At 69.3% G+C, this 17,923-nt stretch carries 15 protein-coding genes and 1 pseudogene; 5 read left to right on the forward strand and 11 right to left on the reverse strand.

The features are described from left to right. Positions 1-36: 36 nt before the first annotated feature. A complete protein-coding gene (locus tag FJ309_10565) occupies positions 37-753 on the reverse strand; it encodes a pyridoxine 5'-phosphate synthase (GenBank protein ID MBM3955039.1) in 717 nt (238 codons plus the stop codon). 116 nt (positions 754-869) lie between these two features. Then, positions 870-2,441 carry a Do family serine endopeptidase gene (locus FJ309_10570; protein MBM3955040.1) on the reverse strand — a complete coding sequence of 524 codons (1,572 nt, stop codon included), beginning with the start codon at positions 2,439-2,441 and terminating at the stop codon, positions 870-872. Positions 2,442-2,882: 441 nt separating this feature from the next. On the opposite strand from FJ309_10570, the gene rnc reads away from it, so the two are divergent. Both rnc and FJ309_10580 read left to right on the forward strand, forming a co-directional pair. Next, the gene (gene rnc, locus FJ309_10575) at positions 2,883-3,638 is read left to right on the forward strand and encodes a ribonuclease III (protein MBM3955041.1); all 756 of its coding nucleotides are present in this window, start codon (positions 2,883-2,885) and stop codon (positions 3,636-3,638) included. A gap of 224 nt (positions 3,639-3,862) precedes the next feature. Next, positions 3,863-4,207 (forward strand): hypothetical protein, encoded by a 345-nt coding sequence (locus tag FJ309_10580; GenBank protein MBM3955042.1) that lies wholly within the window; start codon positions 3,863-3,865, stop codon positions 4,205-4,207. A 92-nt stretch (positions 4,208-4,299) separates the two neighbouring features. Here the strand turns inward: FJ309_10580 and FJ309_10585 are convergent, their stop codons facing one another. From FJ309_10585 to FJ309_10615, 7 genes are all read right to left on the reverse strand, one after another. Further along, positions 4,300-5,310 carry a 6-bladed beta-propeller gene (locus FJ309_10585; protein ID MBM3955043.1) on the reverse strand — a complete coding sequence of 337 codons (1,011 nt, stop codon included), beginning with the start codon at positions 5,308-5,310 and terminating at the stop codon, positions 4,300-4,302. Between the two features lie 83 nt (positions 5,311-5,393). Further along, complete coding sequence (locus FJ309_10590; protein MBM3955044.1) at positions 5,394-6,863, reverse strand: FAD-binding oxidoreductase; 1,470 nt, start codon at positions 6,861-6,863, stop codon at positions 5,394-5,396. A 306-nt stretch (positions 6,864-7,169) separates the two neighbouring features. Beyond that, on the reverse strand, positions 7,170-8,468 hold the full coding sequence (locus FJ309_10595) for a hypothetical protein (GenBank protein MBM3955045.1): 1,299 nt from the start codon (positions 8,466-8,468) through the stop codon (positions 7,170-7,172). Beyond that, positions 8,465-8,947, reverse strand: coding sequence for a hypothetical protein (locus FJ309_10600; GenBank protein ID MBM3955046.1), 483 nt, complete (start codon positions 8,945-8,947; stop codon positions 8,465-8,467). The genes FJ309_10595 and FJ309_10600 overlap by 4 nt, the downstream gene beginning before the upstream one ends. 19 nt (positions 8,948-8,966) lie before the next feature. After that, the gene (locus FJ309_10605; GenBank protein MBM3955047.1) at positions 8,967-9,224 is read right to left on the reverse strand and encodes a nucleotidyltransferase domain-containing protein; all 258 of its coding nucleotides are present in this window, start codon (positions 9,222-9,224) and stop codon (positions 8,967-8,969) included. Between the two features lie 218 nt (positions 9,225-9,442). Beyond that, positions 9,443-11,215 (reverse strand): cyclic nucleotide-binding domain-containing protein, encoded by a 1,773-nt coding sequence (locus FJ309_10610; GenBank protein MBM3955048.1) that lies wholly within the window; start codon positions 11,213-11,215, stop codon positions 9,443-9,445. A gap of 71 nt (positions 11,216-11,286) precedes the next feature. Further along, positions 11,287-12,336 (reverse strand): sialate O-acetylesterase, encoded by a 1,050-nt coding sequence (locus tag FJ309_10615; GenBank protein ID MBM3955049.1) that lies wholly within the window; start codon positions 12,334-12,336, stop codon positions 11,287-11,289. Positions 12,337-12,566: 230 nt separating this feature from the next. Between FJ309_10615 and leuB the strand changes: the two genes are divergently transcribed. The 3 genes and pseudogenes from leuB (at position 12,567) to FJ309_10630 (ending at position 16,188) form a co-directional block, all read left to right on the forward strand. After that, positions 12,567-13,676: a 3-isopropylmalate dehydrogenase gene (gene leuB, locus FJ309_10620; GenBank protein ID MBM3955050.1), complete on the forward strand. Its 1,110-nt coding sequence runs from the start codon at positions 12,567-12,569 to the stop codon at positions 13,674-13,676. 551 nt (positions 13,677-14,227) lie between these two features. Beyond that, positions 14,228-14,770 carry a hypothetical protein gene (locus tag FJ309_10625; protein MBM3955051.1) on the forward strand — a complete coding sequence of 181 codons (543 nt, stop codon included), beginning with the start codon at positions 14,228-14,230 and terminating at the stop codon, positions 14,768-14,770. Positions 14,771-15,145: 375 nt separating this feature from the next. Then, a pseudogene (locus FJ309_10630) lies at positions 15,146-16,188 on the forward strand (PEP-CTERM sorting domain-containing protein). Positions 16,189-16,416: 228 nt separating this feature from the next. Here the strand turns inward: FJ309_10630 and FJ309_10635 are convergent. Together FJ309_10635 and FJ309_10640 are read right to left on the reverse strand one after the other, a co-directional pair. Beyond that, entirely contained in the window at positions 16,417-17,109 is a 693-nt protein-coding gene (locus FJ309_10635; protein ID MBM3955052.1) for a hypothetical protein, read from the reverse strand. Continuing rightward, positions 17,102-17,608 (reverse strand): MarR family transcriptional regulator, encoded by a 507-nt coding sequence (locus tag FJ309_10640; GenBank protein ID MBM3955053.1) that lies wholly within the window; start codon positions 17,606-17,608, stop codon positions 17,102-17,104. Before FJ309_10640 ends, FJ309_10635 begins: the two co-directional genes overlap by 8 nt. Positions 17,609-17,923: the final 315 nt, after the last annotated feature.

The following is a 17,923-nucleotide window of genomic DNA, read 5'->3' on the forward strand; positions in this document are numbered from 1 at the left end:
AACGACCTGCGAGGGCCAGGCGGGCCGTCGTCGCGCTCAGCCGGTGATCAGCGCCTTCATCTCGCGCACCGCCTGGGTGAAACCGACGAGCACGGCGCGGGCCACGATCGAGTGGCCGATGTTGAGCTCGCCCATCCGGTCGATCCGCGCCACCGGCCCGACGTTGCGGTAGGTGAGCCCGTGCCCGGCGGCGAGCTCCATCCCAGCGCCGGTGACGAGCTTTCCGCCATGGGCCAGTTCGGTGAGCCGGGCCTCGCGCTCGGCGGCGGTCGGCGCGTCGGCGTAGCGGCCGGTGTGCAGTTCGACGGCGTCGGCGCCGAGCTCGGCCGCGACGTCGATGTGGCGCGGGTCGGCGTCGATGAACAGCGACACGCCGATGCCCGCGTCGCGGAGACGGGCGATGGCCGCGGCCGTCCCCGCGCGGTGGCCGACGACGTCGAGGCCCCCTTCGGTCGTCACTTCTTCGCGCCGCTCCGGCACGAGCGTCACGTGGTCGGGGCGGACGCGGCAGGCGATGGCGATCATGTCGGCCGCGATCGCCGCCTCGAGATTCAGCTTCACCTGGACGGTCCGTCGCAGGACCTCCAGATCGCGATCCTGGATGTGGCGGCGGTCCTCGCGGAGGTGGACGGTGATCGTGTCGGCGCCGCCGAGCTCCGCCAGGGCTGCCGCCCAGACGGGATCGGGCTCCACCGTCCGCCGCGCCTGGCGGATCGTGGCCACGTGATCGATGTTGACGCCCAGCGTGGCCATCGCGGCGGAAGACTCCAAAACCTGGAATGCCGTCCGGTCGCGACCGGACGGCAGGCGCGCCCCTTGCCGGCCCCGCGGCTGTGATGGCCAGCGGGGCCGGCGGAGGCAAACGGGGCTCAGCCGCCCTTCTTGAGGAGGATCACGGCGTTGCCGCGCGGCGTCCGCACCTGGAGCATCACGCCATCCTCGGGTGACACCCGCTCGATCGCCGCGGCGAAGTCCGCGGCAGTGGCGACAGGCACGCGCCCCACTTTGCGGATGAGCAGGCCGGGGACGAGCCCACTGTCGTCGGCGACCCCGTCGGGGGCGACCTTTTCGATGATCACACCGTCGAATCCCGCGAACGGATCCTCCCCCTCGCCGACGGCCGCCTCCTTGTCACGCACCGTGAGCCCGAACGCCTCCGACGTGAAGCTGTCCTCGCGCTCGAGGCGCCGGGGGCGCGGGTCGGGGCCGGCGGCGACCCGGTCGGGTAGCGGGGCGACCTTGATGTCGAGGTTCACCTTGCGGCCGTCACGGAGAACGGCGAGCGAATGGGACCGGCCGACCTCGGCCCGCTCGACGACCTCCTGGAGCGTCCGCGGACCGTCGACCGCGGCCCCGTCGAATCCCGTGATCACGTCGAGCTCCTCGACGCCGGCCCGCGCCGCAGGCGAATCGCGGATGACCTCCGTGACGAGCACGCCGCGGCGGTCCTTGACGCCGAGCTTGGCGGCCATCGGACCGTCGAGTGAGCCGATCGACACGCCGAGCCAGGCGCGTTCGACCTTACCGCGCGCGATCAGCTGATTGCTGACCCACTTGGCGAGGTTGACGGGAATGGCGAACCCGATGCCGTTGTAGGAGCCGGTGTTGGAGGCGATCGCGGTGTTGATCCCGACCACCTCGCCGGCGAGATTCACCAGCGGCCCGCCCGAGTTGCCGGGGTTGATGGCGGCATCGGTCTGGAGGAACTTCGCCCGGCGCACGTTGTCGAGCTCGCGCCCCTTGGCGCTGATGATCCCGGCGCTGACGGTTGTCTCGAGCTCGAACGGATTGCCGATCGCGATCACCCAGTCGCCGATGTCGAGATCGTCGGAGTTGCCGAGTTTCGCGACCGGAAGCGAATCGGCGTCGGCGAGGCGGATCACCGCCAGGTCGCTGGCCGGATCGGTCTTGATCTCGGCCGCCTTGAACTCGCGTCCGTCGGACAATTCGACGGTGACGACGTCGGCACCCTCGACGACGTGATTGTTGGTGAGCACGATCCCCTTCGAGTCGACGATCACACCGGAGCCGACGCCCGAACGGCCGCGGCCGCCGGGGCCCGGCATCGGACCGTCGGGGCCGAACTGGAAGCCCTCCGGGACGCCGTCACGGAAAAAGTCCTCGAACGGTGTGCCCTTGAACGGGTTCTCCTGGTTGTTCTGCTGATTGTCGCGCCGCTGGCCACCGCTGGGCTGGCGCCTGGCCTGGACCTCGCTGCGGACGACGACGACGCTCGGCGTCGCCCGCCCGGCGGCGTAGCGGAACGCCCGCGACAGGGCGTTGGCATGGGCCATCGCCTCGGCCGGAGGCTCGTCTGCCCGGAGGGCGGGGGTGGAGGAGCCGGCCGCCGCGGCGGCGGCGAGACCGAGGAGGAAAACCCGCTGCCACCGCGCGGCACGCCACCCGGCGACGGCGGCCCGAATCGAACCTGGCACGATCATGAGTGACACTCCTGGTAACGACGTTGGTGTGAACCGTGCCCGCGACCATCTCCCGTCGCGTCACGGCGCTCCGCCGGGCGTGCGGTTCACGCTCACGGCGGCGGATTGTAGCCCAGCGGGCAGGTCGCGTCCGCTGCGAAGCGTCCGGATGGCGCACCGACCGATGGGCGCCACCGAGTGGATACGGGGCCGGTCGACGGTTGGTTCGGCCCGCATGGCGTCGGCCGGGAGTCGGACGGAATAGCCAGTCCCCGGGGCGTGCGCCGGCTTTCCGCCGGGATGCCGGTTTGACAGGGATCCGCGATCGTTTTTAGTCTGGACGGTTTCGAAAAGGGTCGGCCCGGCCGGTAGACGGCGTCGATCCGCCCCCGCGTGTGACGCGATCGGCGCGGCGTCCGGCTACTGCGGCGTTCCTCCCGGGGGCCTGCCAGGGTTTCGTGCATGGCCAAGCGGGCGCGGGGCGAGACGGCGGCAGTCCTCGACGTCGTCGAGTGCGAACGGCGGATCGGTCATGCATTCGCCGATCGTGCCCTGCTCCGGGCAGCGCTGACGCATGCGTCCGGTGCCCAGCACCGGCTGGCGAGCAACGAGCGGCTCGAGTTTCTCGGTGACTCGATCCTCGGCTTCATCGTCTGCGAATACCTGTACCGTGCCTTCCCGGATTCGCTCGAGGGTGATCTGACGCGGATCAAGTCGGTGGTCGTGAGCCGGGAGACGTGTGCCCGGATCACACGGCAGCTCGGTTTGACCGATTTCCTGATCGTCGGCAAGGGGCTGGTGGCGAACCAGGAGGTGCCGCTGTCGGTGCTCTCCGACTTGTTCGAGTCGGTCGTCGCCGCGGTGTATCTCGATGCCGGGTTGGAGCCGGTGCGCGACCTCGTCACCCGGCTCCTCGAACCGGAAATTCTCAAGGTCGCCAGCGGCGAAGAGGGGTCGAATCACAAGTCGGTCCTCCAGCAGGTCGCGCAGCGTGACTACGGCGTCACGCCCACCTACGAGGTCGTCGAGGAGACCGGCCCCGATCACAGCAAGAGCTTCCAGGTGTCGGCCCAGATCGGTGCCCGCCGCTACGCCCCGGCCTGGGGTCGTAACAAGAAGGAAGCCGAGCAACGGGCCGCTTCCAACGCCCTGGCGCAGCTGCGTGGGGTCACCGTGGGTGACGATCCCGATCCGGCGCCGCTCGCGCCCGTCGAGTAAAGCCATGCGGCGCCGCTGACGGGTTTCTGCACGCGGTGTGAACGTCGTGATAATGTCGGGGCTCCATGGCAGCCCGGGGAAACATCCCCTGAGGCGAGGGTCGGTGTTGCCGGTCGGTTGACCGATGACCCGTGTGAACTATCATCTGGCTTGGCCGGTCGTCACTTCCGGCACGAGCTGCTGGTTTCGAAGTCTGTCACATCCCCCGGAGTCCCGTGAATTCCATGGCTGAAAAGAAAGACATCAACAAGTCCGAGGAGATCCGCCGCGTCGCCAACGAGCTCAAGGCGAAGGGGCAGAAGATCTCGCCGAAGGCGATCATCGACTTGCTCAAGAAGCAGGGGATCACGGTTTCCTCGCCGCAGTGCTCGATGGTCCTGAAGCGGGCCGGCTTCAAGCGCCGGGCGCGAAAGGCCCGGGCGACGGGGCCGAAGCCGGCGGCTGGCCGTGCGGCCGCCAAGTCGGCGATCAGCATCGAGGATCTGATCGCGGCCAAGAAGGTGGTGGAGCAGTTCGGCAGTGCCGAACGGGCGATCGACGCTCTCCGGGCCCTCGCCCGCCTGTCGTGACCGCTCTCGGTCGTCGAGCCTCGCAATGGCCGGTGATCCCCGTGATCTCCGGCCATTGCAGGGCGACGCGTGATGGAGTCGATCGCAACGCGCTACTTCATGCGCACGAGCTTCATGATCCGCCCCGACACGTTCCAGTCCTGGACGTACAGGTTTCCCTCGGCGTCCCATGCGGAGCCATGGGTGCCGCTGAAAATTCCCTCGCGCCACTGGTCCCGGGGCACGTTGAAATTGGCACGGGTCGCGGGGTCGGGATTGTGTCCGAGTACGGCCATGATCGTGTTGCTCCGGTCGAGGATCACCAGCCGGCCGTGAAGATCGGGAACGGCGACGTAGTCTCCCTGGACGCGTGCCGATGTCGGCATCCCCAGGCCCGTCACCACCTCTTCGATGAAGTTCCCGTCGAGGTCGTAGTGGACCAGCCGTCCCTTGGGCTCGTGGTTGCGGTCGCAGACCAACAGCCGGGGCGGATCGTAGCGCGGGTCGAGCGTCATCCCGTGGGCGGTGTTGAACTCCTTCAGTCCGTTCCCCTTGACGCCGAAGTGGGCGAGGTATTTTCCGGTCCGATCGAACTTGAACACGTGATTCGAGGCATAGCCGTCGGCGAGAAAGATCGCCCCGTCGGGGGCGACGGTGATCGCCGTCGGCGCCCACTTCGTGAGGCCCAGCCCCGACTCGGCCGGGATCCCGAGACGGAGCACGACCTCGCCGCTGACCGCATCGACCTTGATCCCCTCGCCGGCAACGTTCCGCGCACCGTAGAGGAAGTCGCGGTCCCCGTCCGCTTCGATTTTCAGGTCATGGACGTTGGAGTAGGCATCGCCGAGGAATCGGCGGACGACTTTCCCGTCGGGTGAGAAGCCGAACAGGCCGAGGCTCGAACTGGTCCAGATCGTGCCGTCGCGGCCGATCGCGACGCCGCCATGGGTCGAGCCGAGGACCGACTTGCCGTCGTCGCCGAGCCCCCAGCCGGGCACGGTGTCGAACGTCATCGTCCCGCAGCCCATCCGCACCGGCTCGGCGGCACGGACCGGGTTGGCGGCGGCGGAGAGCAATGCGGCGAGGATGCACAGCTCTGCGACGAAGGGGCGGATGGCTTCCATGACGATCCTCCAGGGGGACGAGGGTACGGGAGTCGGTCGACGGTGGACGGCGGCCCGGGGGCGGTCAACGCCGGTTGCATGCCTCATCCGCTCGCAGGCGGCACGTTGGCATTGCGGCGGAACAGATTGTCCGGATCATGCCGTGCCTTGAGCGCGGCGAGTCGGGGGTGGTTGACGCCGTAGATCGCCGCGGCGCCGGCCGGCGCCGCATACGTCTGGTAGTTGGAATAAATCCGCTCGTCGCGCGCGGGGCGCAGGAGCCGCAGCCATTCCTCTCCTTCCGCGAACCGCGCGGCCGACTCGGCGGGGTCGGTCCAGGTGGTGGCGAGGCGGAGATGGACGGAGTGCGCTTGGCGGTGGGGGAACGCCGTCGCCGCGGGATCGACAGTGCAGACGGCGCCGTGCATGAAGTGGCTGAGGCCGAGGACCGTCTCGGGGGCGGCCCGCGCGAGCCGGTCGACGACGATCCCGATCAGGTCGTCGTCGATCCGCTCGCGGTACACCGTCTCGATCGCCCGGGCGACCGGCGCCGGCGTGTTCCCCGGATTGGTGGCCGCCGCCTTCTCCGCGAGGTCGGCGAACGGCTGCCTGCGCACCGCCTCGCGGGTCGGCGGCGCCAGCCGGCGCAGCGCCTCGAGCAGCCGCTCCCCCTCGCGCGCGTCGCCGGCGTGGGAGAAGCTGACGAACAGGCCGCGCGGGCCCGGGGTGAGGTTGAGCGTCGCCTGGAAGGCGTCCGGGCATCCGGCCATCAGATCGCCGAACCCGGCGACGACCTGCCGGGCATGGGCGGCCGAATAGTGGACGTCGCCGCCGAGAACGTCGCCGAGCGGATGGAGACGGAGCGTGATCGTCGTGGCGACGCCGAAATTCGCACCGGCGCCGCGCAGACCCCAGAGGAGATCGGGCGCGGTGTCGGCGTCGACCTCGAGCAGGCGCGCGTCGGCGGTCACGATCCGGGCGGCGACGAGGTTGTCGCAGCTGGCGCCGAACAGCCCCGACAGCCAGCCGAGCCCGCCGCCGAGCGTGACGCCGGTCGCCCCCACCCCCGGGCACTGCCCGAGCACGGGCACGAGCCCGAACGGCGCGCAGGCCCGGGCGACCTCGCCGCCGAGCGCCCCGGCGCCGACGTGCGCGACGCGGCGCTCGTGATCGACGACGACGCGCTTCAGCGGCGAAAGGTCGAGGACGAGGCCGTCGGAACTGCTCCAGGCGAGGTGGGCGTGGCCCCCGGCGCGGACGGCGATCTCGAGCCGGTGGCGCCGCGCGAACCCGATCCCGCGGGCGACGTCGTCCTCGGTCGCGCAGCGAACGATCGCGCGCGGTGCCGTGGCGGTGCGGGGATTGGTGTAGAAGACGCGCCGGGCGAGAGCGTAGGCCTCGTCGTCGGGTGCGACGAGCGACCCGTCGAGGGCTTCGCGAAGGGCGACGAGTGCCCGGGCATCGACGGGCGGTGTCGCGGCGCCGGGATCGCGGGCACCGGCCGGTGCGGCGACCAGGCCTGCGGCGGCGGCTGCAGCCCGGCGGAGGACGCGGCGGCGGGTCGGGAAACTCATGGAACCCAGGATATCGCAGGGGCTCCGGTGGCGGCACCGTCCCGCAGCCTGTCGTGACCGGACGTGCCGGGAACGACGACACGCCCTTGGTGTTGAAACCGGTTTTCCCCCCTGCAGCAATACGCCGTAGGATTCCGCGCGGTGCGCGTGATCGGGGCCATGCCGCCGCCGTAGGGGAGGGCTATCCGATGACGCGGGCCATGTGGTTGATCGCGGTGCTGATGGTCTGTCTCGCTTCCGGAGCCGTGCCCGGCGGTGCGGGGCCCGCCGGGTTCGAGTGAGCCGCCCGTCGGCTCGGTGCGTCGCTCACTTCGCCGGCGCGGCCGCCGCGGGAACGAGCGCCGGCGCGGGGCGGACGGCGACCGGCTGCCAGTGGCCGTGCATCGCCGCGCGCCCCGGGGGCTCGGCGGTGAGCTGGACCTCGATGCCGTCGGCGAGCCGCCGGGCAAACAGATTGCGCGCCATGCCGCCGGCGACGGCGCGCCGCGAGCCATACAGCAGCCAGGCTCCGTCGGGCGAAGGGCGCGGGTGGTAGTGCGTCGTGCCCGGCGGTGACGTCGTCAGGCGTCTGCGTTCGGCATCGCCGTCGAGGTGGACCTGAAACAGCTCGACGGTCTCGGGGGGCGGCGGGGCGTCGCCAGCCGCCCGTGGGACGTCGACCCTGGCGGTGAAGAACACGGCGCGGCCGTCGTGTGACCAGGTCGGCACGTCGCTCGACCCGTCATGGAAGTCGGGCACGTCGAGAAATTGTGTCACGCCGCGGTAGCCGCCGCGGTCGGCGAGTTTTCGCAGGCCGCTGCCATCGGAGCGGACGACGTGCGGATGGCAGTCGTGATGCGTGCCGGCGAGGAACAGCAGCCAGCGGCCGTCGGGGGACCACGACGGGGCGAAGTTGAAGGGCCGGCCGGTGTCGATCCTGAGCCGGTTGCCGCCATCGGCGTCGGCGAGCCACACCTGGTAGTTTTCGTGCCAGGCCGCGCGGCTGCCGTCGGGCGATCCGGAAAAACCGTAGGCGAACCCGCGCGACTCGCGGGCCAGGTCGGTCTTCCTCCGTCCGTCGCGGTCCATGGCAAACGGCTTGGAGACGCCGTCGACGAGCGCCGTGAACCCGAGCCGCGTCGGATCACCCGGCCAGGCAAACAGGCCGCTGTTGTAATCGCTCACGCGCTCGACCGCGGTGACGTTGTCGGCCCGGCCGGTGGCCATGTCGAGCAGCCACGTGTCGACGAGCCAGTCGCCCGGCCGGAAGCGGAACTGCCCGTGCTCTTCCTCCCAGGCGGCGTTGTCGCGCGACTCCCAGCCGCGGACGACGATCGCCGTCGCACCGTCGGGAAACCAGCCGGCGAACTGCGTCCATGAGTCGGCTTCGGCGGCCAGGTGCGGCACGAGCTCCACCGGCTCGCGGTCGGGAAGGAGGAGCAGCGCCCGGCTGGTGGCGACGTTGGCGAGCCGGCCGCCGGCGAGCGCCGTGGCGTGGGCCGTGTAACCCACGGCCACCTGCGGGCGCGCTGGGGCACCGTGTGTCGCCGCGGCAACCGGCGGCTCGGTGGCGCCCGCGCACTGCGCGGCAACGAGGAGCAGGGCGACGAGGACGAGGGGGCTCACAGGAGACGAGCGTGGGCGTAGGAGCGAACGTGTGCCAGGAATTCACACAGAGTGGCAACGGCACCGTGAATCTCTGCCAGGGCGGCCACCATGTCCGCGGCGAGGTCGACGTACTCGTGCACCATCCGGTTGCGGAGCTTCCGCACGCGCAGCCAGTCGTCGGCCGAGGACAACCAACCAAACCGTTCCGCGCGGTCGAGGTTGCCGATGACCGGTTGTGGCTCCTCGCCACTCATTCGCAGCACGAGCGGCAGAAGTTTGTCGCCGAGAATGTCCTGGAAGCGACTGAACCGGGCGACGAAGGCTTCGACCCGTTCGGCGATCACCGGGTCGCTCGCGGCAGCCGCCGCGACATCTGCCGCCGATGCCGCTGTGAAAAGCCGCCTGTCGGTATCGCGCAGATTCCGCTCCTCGGCCGCCGCGGTGGCGAGCAGGCGGCGGAGGCGGATGCGGTCAGGATCGTCGGGCGTGCCTGTCATTCGGCTTCGTCGCCACACGTCAGAGGGGAATGCCGGTCGCTCTGGCGATGGCATGGATGGGAAGGTGCGGAACATTCGGGGCGGCGATCACGACATCGACTCGCCGTCCGTCGAAAGCCCGTTCCAGGGCGGCGGCAATCTCGCACTCCAGGTGCAGCCGATTCGCAACCGCATCCGGCAGGTCGACCAGCAGATCGATGTCTCCACCTCGACGGTCATCTCGGACGCGCGAGCCGAACAGTCGAATCTCCGCCGCTGGCCCCGCCCGAGCGGCCACGGTTTGCCGAATCAGTTGCCGGTCTGCCAGTGAAAGACGCACGGTGCATCGCCTTGGGTGAGAAGGCCGACCTGTTGGTCAAGTGTACCTCGTTCACATCGGAACCAGAGGCCGAGCCGATCACACGTCGATAGCGTGCGGTGAAGGCCCGTGTCGGCGGGTATCGGTCCCGAGCGGCGATGGCAGACACGTGCGTATGCGTCGCAGTCCGCGTCCGCTCACGCAAACGCCGTCACCGCTCGGCGCAGCAGCGCCAGGCTGGCCTGCGGAAAGGCGAGCAGGAAGCGTTCGAAGCGCGTGTAGTCGAGCTCGTAGACGGTCGCGGCCGACAGTGCCCTGATCGATGCCGTCCGACGCCGTCCGGCAAACAGACCGTATTCGCCGGTCAGATCACCAGGCCCGTGGGTGCGGACGCGCTCGGCGTGATCGGCGACGAACACGTCGAGCTGTCCGGCGGCGACGAGAAACACGCCTGCCGCGTCGTCCCCCGCGCGGCACAGCCAGTCGCCGGCGGCGAGGGAACGTGGCTCGAGCATCGTGGCAAGCAAGCGCACCTCGGCCGGGGCGATATCGGCAAATGGCTCGCACCCGGACAGCAGCCGGGCTCGCCTGGCCAGCTCGTCGGGATCGATGGCGGCGATGCGGAGGTTGAAAAACCGGCTCGCACGGCCGAGCTGGGCGCGCCAGCGCCGGTTCTCGGTGAAGTTGCGCGGCGGCAGCAGCGCCGCATCGCCGGTGATCCGGGCGGCTTCGCGGAGGCCCGAAACATACGCCCCGTGAGCCACGGCCCACTGCGTCGGATTGGTGGCCTCGCCGGCGAAGAACAGCCGGTCGTCCACCGGCTCGGCGAGCGCGGCAAGGTCGGCGGGGCTCGAGCCGACGGCGATGAACGAATACGACCCCAGCGCGAACGGGTCGAGCGACCACCCGGTGCGGCAGACCGCGATCGGCTCGGGGACCCCCGCGCCGAACGTGCGCCGCAGTTGCTCTGTCGCCCAGTCGCGCGCCGCGGCATCGTCGAGCGCCTCGACGCGGCGGCCGAGCGCGCCGCCGGCGAGGAGCACGAGCACCGGCGTGCCGTCGATCGCCGCCTTGCTCACGGCCACCGTCGCGCCGTCGCCGGCCCCGTCGGCAAGGCCGAACACATACACCTGCGCTGGCCAAAAGACCCGTTCGAACGTCACTCCGACCTTGGCGAGCGTGCCGACACCGAGGCGCTCGATGGCGTGCTGTTTTGCCACCGGGAGCGGTGGATCGAACGCCACGCGGCCCGCCTTGAGCACCCCCAGCGGCAGTGTCACCACCACCCGCCGCGCCCGCAGCTCGCCACCGTCGGTGATGACGCGGACACCGCCGTGCCCATACTCGATCCGACGCACCACCGTGCCCAGGCGGATGTCGAGGCCGACTGCCAACCGGTCGGTGAGCGCCTGGAAGCCGTCGAGGAGGATGCTGTCGCCGTAACCATAGACCTCGAATCCCTCGTCCCAGTGGCGTGCCGAGAGCCGGTCGGCGTCGGTGGCGCAGTCTTCGCGCACGAGCAGTTGGAGGTGCCAGCGGGCGAGGCGGGCACGGGGCTCGTCGAGCGCCAGCGCGGGGAGCACGGCTTCGACGGCCTCGGCGAGCGAGCGGTCGGCGGTGCCTCGGGCCGCGTCGAGCGCGTCGAAGAGCATGTCGGCGGCGACGATGCTCCTGTCCATCTCGTCGTCGTCGTGGCCGGGAAACACGATCCGGTCCCAGCCGCCGGTGTAGGTCGAATCACCACCGACGAAGTAGGTGGCGAGGCCCTCGCTGCGGGCCAGATTGGTGAGCGGATTGCCCTCGGTGCCGTGGATCCAGTGGGCGCCGGCATCGAATCGCTCGCGGGTGTGGATCCGTCCTCCGGTCCGGTCGCGGGCCTCTACGACCACCACCCGGAGCCCCTTCGAGACCAGCGCCCGCGCCGCGGCGAGCCCCGCGATCCCGGCCCCGATCACGATCACGTCGGTCATCGCCGTCGTCCCCCGCCGACAGAGACGGGATCCTACCACATGCCGGGACCGCCGCTCCCGGGCAGCGGGGCTCAGCGGGGCCGCGTATCGAGCAGCTCGACCATGCCCCGGCCGAGGGCGTCGCCGACGAGCAGATAGGTCTCGGCGTTGCCGAACTCATGATGTCCGTGGCCAGGATTCGGCGACTGCTCCGGGGCGCGGACGAAGTCGCGCGTCGGCACGAACCGCGTCGTACCACGAAACTCGTCGCGCTGCGTCACGGCCTTCTGGGACGCGCGGAGGCGTTCCCATTCCGGCGGTGCGTCGACCCACGGCCCGGTGAGCTCGCCGACGACCACCGGAAGCCCCGGTGCGGCGAGGTCGCGGCGCACGTCGCGGACGAGGGCGGCGAGGTTCTCTTCATAGGCCGGGATCGCGAGTTTCGGGTCGACGCCGTCGTTCCACCCGTGCCACCACACGAACCCCGTCAGTTCCCCGCGGCGCACGCCCGGCACGAGCGCGGGCACGGCGGCGACGGCCTCTTTCACGTCGGCGATCATCCGCGTGTAATACGGCCCCGGCGCCGGCACGTCTCTGCCGCGGGTGTCGGTGGTCGGGCCGACCGACGGCGGGCGGAAGTCGGCAAACAGGCTCTTGCCCCCCCACGCGGTCTTGACGAGCACCACCGGTTCGCCGCGCCGTGCGAAGAAGTCGCCGACGACGTGGCCGAACTGCAACTCGGGCCCGAAGTGGTGCCGTCCGCCGTAGACGGCGTAGCCCATGCCGAGCGGGCCGGCGAGGAGCGGCCGATTCTCGCGCTGGTAGGAGACGAACACGTCGTCGCGCGTGGTCCACGAGCCGTCGGTGCCGCGGAGGTGGGCGAACCGCGTGGCGAACGGCAGTTCGCGAAACAGCGTGGCGAGCGTGCCCTTGCCGTCGTTGTAGTCGCGCCCGTCGAGATCGACGACGGCCTGACCCTCCATGTTCGACTGGCCCGCGAGGACGAACACCCGCGCGACGCGCTCGCCCACCGGTGCCGGCTCGGCGGCGCAGGCGACCGCTACCGACGAGGCGAAGGCGGCGAGCCAGGCTCGCCGCGCCAGATGCAATTGCGAGTATCGGGCCGCGTGGCGATGGCGCATCGGGATCTCCGCGAACAGACGAGGCGACGATCGGAAGAAGCGTGGTGACGATCGCAACAAGAAAGATAACGACAACGGTCGCCCAGGGGTGTCGACATCCTTCCAACGCGACCGTGGGAGTCGATTTCAGGACGGTCACCGGGCTCGCGCTTGACCGTGGGGGCAGGCCCCGAGCCGGAGTCCTCGTGGACCTGTGGGGCTCGTCATCATGGCCTGCTACGATTCCGAGCATGAAACTTTCCATCGCGGTCCTGCCCGGCGACTACATCGGCCCCGAGGTCATGGATGTCGCCCTGCCGATCCTCGAGACCGTGCTCCGCCGGTCTGGCCACACCCTGGACCACGTCGTCTGCGACGTCGGCGGCACGGGGATCGACCGCCACGGCAAGGCGCTTCCCGATCCGACGCTCGAAGCCTGCCGTGCGGCCGATGGGATCCTCTTCGGATCGGTCGGGGGCCCGAAGTGGGAGGGCCTCCCGCCTTCCGAGCAGCCCGAGCGGGCAGCGCTGTTGCCGCTGCGCCGGCACTTCCGGCTGTTCGCGAACGTGCGCCCCGGGCGGCTCCTCCCGGCCCTCGTCGATACCTCGCCGCTGCGGCCCGACCGCATTCCCGACGGGATCGACATGGTCTGCATCCGGGAGTTGACCGGGGGACTCTATTTCGGTGCCAAATCGACCCGGCCGGTGCCTGCCGACGGCAGCCCCGATGGCGACGTCGAGGCGATCGACACGATGGTCTACCGCCGCTCGGAAATCGAGCGGATCACCGACGTGGCGATCGCCGCGGCGCGGGCGCGGCGGAAGCACCTCACGCTCGTCGACAAGGCGAACGTCCTCGAAACCTCGGTGCTCTGGCGGAAGGTGGTCGGCGAGAGAGTGCGGTCGCTCGCCCCCGACGTCAGCCTCACGACGATGTACGTCGACAACGCCGCGATGCAGCTCGTCTTGCGCCCCGCGCGATTCGATGTCTTGCTCACGGAGAACATGTTCGGCGACATCCTTTCCGACGAGATGGCCGTCGTCTGCGGGTCGCTCGGGATGCTGGCCTCGGCCTCGCTGGGGATCGGAGCGAATCGCCACAGCTTCCCGTTCGGGCTCTACGAGCCGGCCGGCGGGACGGCCCCCGACATCGCCGGGCAGGACAAAGCCAATCCCTGTGCGCAGGTCTTGTCGGCGGCGCTCATGCTCCGCCACTCGTTCGGCATGGAGGCCGAGGCGCGACAGATCGAAGCCGCGGTGGAGGGGGCGATCGCCTCCGGTATCCGCACGGCCGACATCGCCGCCGGCGGCCCGGCCGTGGGAACCCGTGCGCTGGGTGAAGCGATCCTCGCTCGGCTGTGACGGAAGCGGGCCAACTCAGGCTGTATCGCGATCTTCCTGCCCTGATCGGCCGCGATGCGGAAGATCCCGAACGGCTGCGACTGGCCATCGAAGCCGCATCGAGAGGTTACGTCCGGCGGCAGCCGGGACGCTCGCGAGCTGAGGGATAGAAGACCCCGGGGCGCCAGACGACCCCCCTCTGCACTCGCGATCTCCAGAAGGGTCGCTGCTTTATCCGGCAGCTCTTTCGCATAAGATTCGGTCATGCGACCTGCCCCGGCTGCGTCTGACAACTCTTCTGCCGATCTGGCACGGCTGCAGCATGAGTTGCTGCAAACGCGTGTCGCCCGAGCCCGGCGGCTGACCGAGGATCAGCGGCTGGCAGAGGCATTCGCCCTCACCAACGGCGTTCTCAGGCGCATGCACGAAGGGGTGATGGCCGAGTTGGAAACGGCGGATGCAGCAACCGCCTGGCGGGAGATTCGCAGGCGCTTGGAGCGACTTCGGTCGGTGCGAGCGCGAAGCGGGTTGCCGCCGAACGGTGCATCTGCCGACAGCGAGTAGGTACCGCGATGACCGTCGAACAGCTTGCCGCGGCGGTGATCAGCGCCTGTGAGCAGGCCGGTGTCGAGCACATGCTCACCGGAGCCTTTGCCACGAGTATCTACGGCGTTCCCCGTTCGACCAGTGACGTCGATGTCGTCGTCGATGCCGCTGACGGCGAACCGACCCAGCGTGTGGTGGCAGAGCTGATGCCAGTCGTGGTTTTTGATCCGCAGGTGCAGTTCGACACGTTGACATGGGGGCGTCGGCGCGTGGGGATGACACGGACCGACCCGCCGCTTGTCGTCGAGTGCTGGGAGCGACTGCCCGACGCGGTCCGGGCCGGGATGGTGGCGATGGTGAAGGCGACGGGGCGGAGCCATCGGGCCGTTGCTTGGCTGGCTGGCCGCGACGCGGCCAGGATTGTTAGGGATCGCAAACCCAGTCCAGAAAATGGCTTGCGTAAAGCGGATGCTGGAAAAATCGGCCGGCCGAAAAAGCCGGCGTCAGATTTACCGCCGTGGTGCCGTAGTCCTGACAGTGCGACCTCCTACCGGCCAAGAGGCTGGTAGATACTGCTCGAGAACCACGGATCCGCTCCTGCAAGCACCCACCCGTCGCGACGGCCATCGGCTGCCGACGGCAATCTGACCGGCGTTTTTCTCGCGGGGAGTTTTTCTCCTCGTGTCTGCCGGTGGTGCTTGGGTTTTCCCCGGGGTGAATATCCCGCGGAGAGCCTGCGCGGTGATTGCGTCTGCCGCCGGGGGAGTGTCGTGACGAGGTGCGTGCCTGTGCACCTCGTTACTCCCGAAGTCCGCCTGACCACCTGACACCCGCGTGCAAGCCTCCGATACCGCCTCGTGCCGTGGTCAGCGGCTGCGCCCGGTTTCGCCTTCCTGAATCTGCTGCGTCTTCGTTTTTGACCACTCTTCAAAGGAGAATGACTGATGAATGCGTTTTGCTTCAAGACTCTGGCCGCGCTCGTGCTGGTCGCGCTCTCGGCCGGAGCAGCCCGCGCCGTCACGATCGACATGGTGACGGTGGGGAACCCGGGAAATGCCAATGACACGACAGGCTATGGTGCCGTCGCCGACTCGTACCAGATCGGCAAGTACGGCGTGACGATCCAGCAGTACACGGACTTTCTGAACGCCGCTGCCAAGAGCGACCCCTACTCGCTCTACAACTCGAGTATGGCCACCGACCTGAACATTGCCGGGATACAGCGAAGCGGAGACAGTGGGTCGCACACCTACAGCGTGATCAACAACGGCGGCTTCAGCGGAAACCGACCGGTCACGTACGTCTCGTGGTTCGACGCGGCCCGTTTGCCAACTGGATGCAGAACGGCCAAGGGTCGGGGAGCACGGAGACAGGAGCGTACACGCTCGTGGGCGGCCAGACGAGCGGTGTGGCCCCGGCGAAGAATGCCGGTGCCACGTTCTACATCCCTACGGAGAACGAGTGGTACAAGGCGGCGTATTACTCGCCAGTAAAGGGCGGGCCGGGCTCGCCGGGCTACTACACCTACGCTACGCAGAGCGACACTGCTCCGGGCAACAATATCGGCAGCGGGACGAATCAGGCGAATTACATCACGGGTGCAGGGTATTCAGTGACGCAGTCGGGGATATTCTCATCGGCCCAGAACTACCTTACGAACGTGGACGCCTTCCCAAACTCCGCGTCGTTCTACGGCACATTTGACCAGAGCGGCAATGTGACGCAGTGGAACGATCTTGACGGCACCCCTGGCTCGTCTCGTGGGCAGCGGGGCGGCTCCTGGGGCTCTTTCGCGTATAGCATGTCGTCCTCCGTCAGTGGCATGCCCCCCACGTTTGTTGAAGGCAATTACCTCGGTTTTCGTCTCGCAAGTCCGGTCAGCGGCCCCGCCGGCGTACCGGAGATCGACGCGGCGGGAGCGCGCCTGGTGGCGGGGTTGATCGTGTGTGGACTGGCGCTCCTGGAGCGACGCCGGCACGGCCGCTGACGGTTGCCTGCGAGCTTTGTCGCTTTGACCCTTTGTCCCCTTTTGATTGCGGATGGGAGTGAGGTCGGCGTGTGCCCCGGCAGGGGCTGTCTCCCTGCCGGGGCGTCGCCGTCGCTGTCTCGCGGCGGCGATGCTTCGCGGCGTGTCGCCCTATGGGACGCTGCGATACTCCTTCCGTGACCGGCGGAACTGCTTGCTCCGGCTGCGGGGGCGGTCAGGCGGCGGCGATCAGGACGCGAATGCGGTCGAGTACGAGCGGGAGGCGATCCTGGCTCTTGGCGTCGGGCAGAAGCTGGGGGCGATCACGTCCTCCGCCTCGGGCAGAGCCAAGACCGCCTCGAGCCGCGCGGCGATCGCGGCCCGCAGTTCGGCCGGGGCCGCGGCAACGTCGGCGATGATCTCCGGCCGCCCGTCGATCACGGCGATCACGTCCTCGAGATCGTGGCTGGCCATCGGGTTGCGGCGGCCGCGGTTGCCGAAGGCCGCGAGCTTCGTGGCGACGAAGCAGGCGGGCGTCACGAGACGGATGACCGTGCCGTCGGGCAGCGTGAAGGGCGTCGCCGTCTCGTAGGCCAAGGGGTACCACTCGGCCGAGAAGCCGAGGATCTCGCCCCCCGTGGGCATGATGTCCACGATGCCGTCGTCGAGGATCCAGCGACAGACAGGAGCGCCTTCGCGGGTGTCCTCGCGGAGTCCCAGGGCCACGAGCTGCTCGCGAAGGATCTCGGAGTATTCGCCGAGGTTCACGACATCGATGACCACGTCCACGTCCTTGGTCTGTCGTGGCCCCGGGCCGCCTCGCTGGGTGATGAAAAACTCGGTGACGATGCCGCCGAGAAACACCAGCCGCTCCCGGAGCGGGCCGAGGCGATCCGCGACCTGCATCAGCATGGCCACGTTGTCGGAGACCCGGTCAGCCATCGAGCAGCCTCGTGAGGTGTTCCGTGGCGAGGTTCCGCTCGCGGGCTCGGCCGCTGCGGAGGGCGTCGATGAGGGCCAGGCACTGGTAGAGCTGCGGGTCGTTCCTTGCGGCCGCGGGCACTGACGGATAGAGCGGCTCGATCGCCGCGCCGCGGGCCTCCCCCTGGGCGTCGGGCCAGACGGGAATCGGATCGAGGTCGGCGTGGATCAGTTCCGAAAGCGGCAGTGCCGCATGGGCCGTCGGCATGCCGCGCGTCATGCTGCCGCGGACGACCGGAAAGGCATACCGCAGGCCGTGAAGCACGAACTCGAGGATCGCGTGGCGGACCGGGAGGCGGGTGCCACGGAGCAGGCCGGCCGCCTTGGCCCGGGTCACGCAGCGGTGGACCGCGGACAGGCTGAGGTCGAGCGAGTCGGCAAGCTTTTGAATCGTGAGCCCTGGGTGCAGGGCAAGTTTCAGGGCAACGACGATGTCTTGGGGATGAAGATGAGGTTGCATGACACCAGCATACTTTCCACTTTCTGGAAAATGGAAACCATGCGTTTTGGTAGCGTTTTTTCCGTGCCAGTGACGGCCTTCACACGATCCGCACCCGGCTCCCGGCAGGATGGCCGGGCGCCGATCCGCCGGACAGGCGCCACCAACGCCGGCCCGGATGGCCGGCGCAAAAAAAAGCCCGCCCGGGCCAGGATGGCCGGGCGCCGATCCGCCGGACAGGCGCCACCAACGCCGGCCCGGATGGCCGGCGCAAAAAAAAGCCCGCCCGGGCCAGGATGGCCGGGCGCCGATCCGCCGGACAGGCGCCACCAACGC

Source organism: Planctomycetota bacterium (assembly GCA_016872555.1).
Lineage (GTDB): Bacteria > Planctomycetota > Planctomycetia > Pirellulales > UBA1268 > F1-20-MAGs016.

What these genes read in the sequence shown, in the direction of transcription:
- FJ309_10600 (MBM3955046.1), bottom strand. Translation starts at nt 8,947, where the DNA reads ATGACAGGCACGCCCGACGATCCTGACCGCATCCGCCTCCGCCGCCTG.
- rnc (MBM3955041.1), top strand. Translation starts at nt 2,883, where the DNA reads ATGGCCAAGCGGGCGCGGGGCGAGACGGCGGCAGTCCTCGACGTCGTC.
- FJ309_10635 (MBM3955052.1), bottom strand. Translation starts at nt 17,109, where the DNA reads ATGGCTGACCGGGTCTCCGACAACGTGGCCATGCTGATGCAGGTCGCG.
- leuB (MBM3955050.1), top strand. Translation starts at nt 12,567, where the DNA reads ATGAAACTTTCCATCGCGGTCCTGCCCGGCGACTACATCGGCCCCGAG.
- FJ309_10580 (MBM3955042.1), top strand. Translation starts at nt 3,863, where the DNA reads ATGGCTGAAAAGAAAGACATCAACAAGTCCGAGGAGATCCGCCGCGTC.
- FJ309_10585 (MBM3955043.1), bottom strand. Translation starts at nt 5,310, where the DNA reads ATGGAAGCCATCCGCCCCTTCGTCGCAGAGCTGTGCATCCTCGCCGCA.
- FJ309_10570 (MBM3955040.1), bottom strand. Translation starts at nt 2,441, where the DNA reads ATGATCGTGCCAGGTTCGATTCGGGCCGCCGTCGCCGGGTGGCGTGCC.
- FJ309_10565 (MBM3955039.1), bottom strand. Translation starts at nt 753, where the DNA reads ATGGCCACGCTGGGCGTCAACATCGATCACGTGGCCACGATCCGCCAG.
- FJ309_10610 (MBM3955048.1), bottom strand. Translation starts at nt 11,215, where the DNA reads ATGACCGACGTGATCGTGATCGGGGCCGGGATCGCGGGGCTCGCCGCG.
- FJ309_10640 (MBM3955053.1), bottom strand. Translation starts at nt 17,608, where the DNA reads ATGCAACCTCATCTTCATCCCCAAGACATCGTCGTTGCCCTGAAACTT.
- FJ309_10615 (MBM3955049.1), bottom strand. Translation starts at nt 12,336, where the DNA reads ATGCGCCATCGCCACGCGGCCCGATACTCGCAATTGCATCTGGCGCGG.
- FJ309_10625 (MBM3955051.1), top strand. Translation starts at nt 14,228, where the DNA reads ATGACCGTCGAACAGCTTGCCGCGGCGGTGATCAGCGCCTGTGAGCAG.
- FJ309_10590 (MBM3955044.1), bottom strand. Translation starts at nt 6,863, where the DNA reads ATGAGTTTCCCGACCCGCCGCCGCGTCCTCCGCCGGGCTGCAGCCGCC.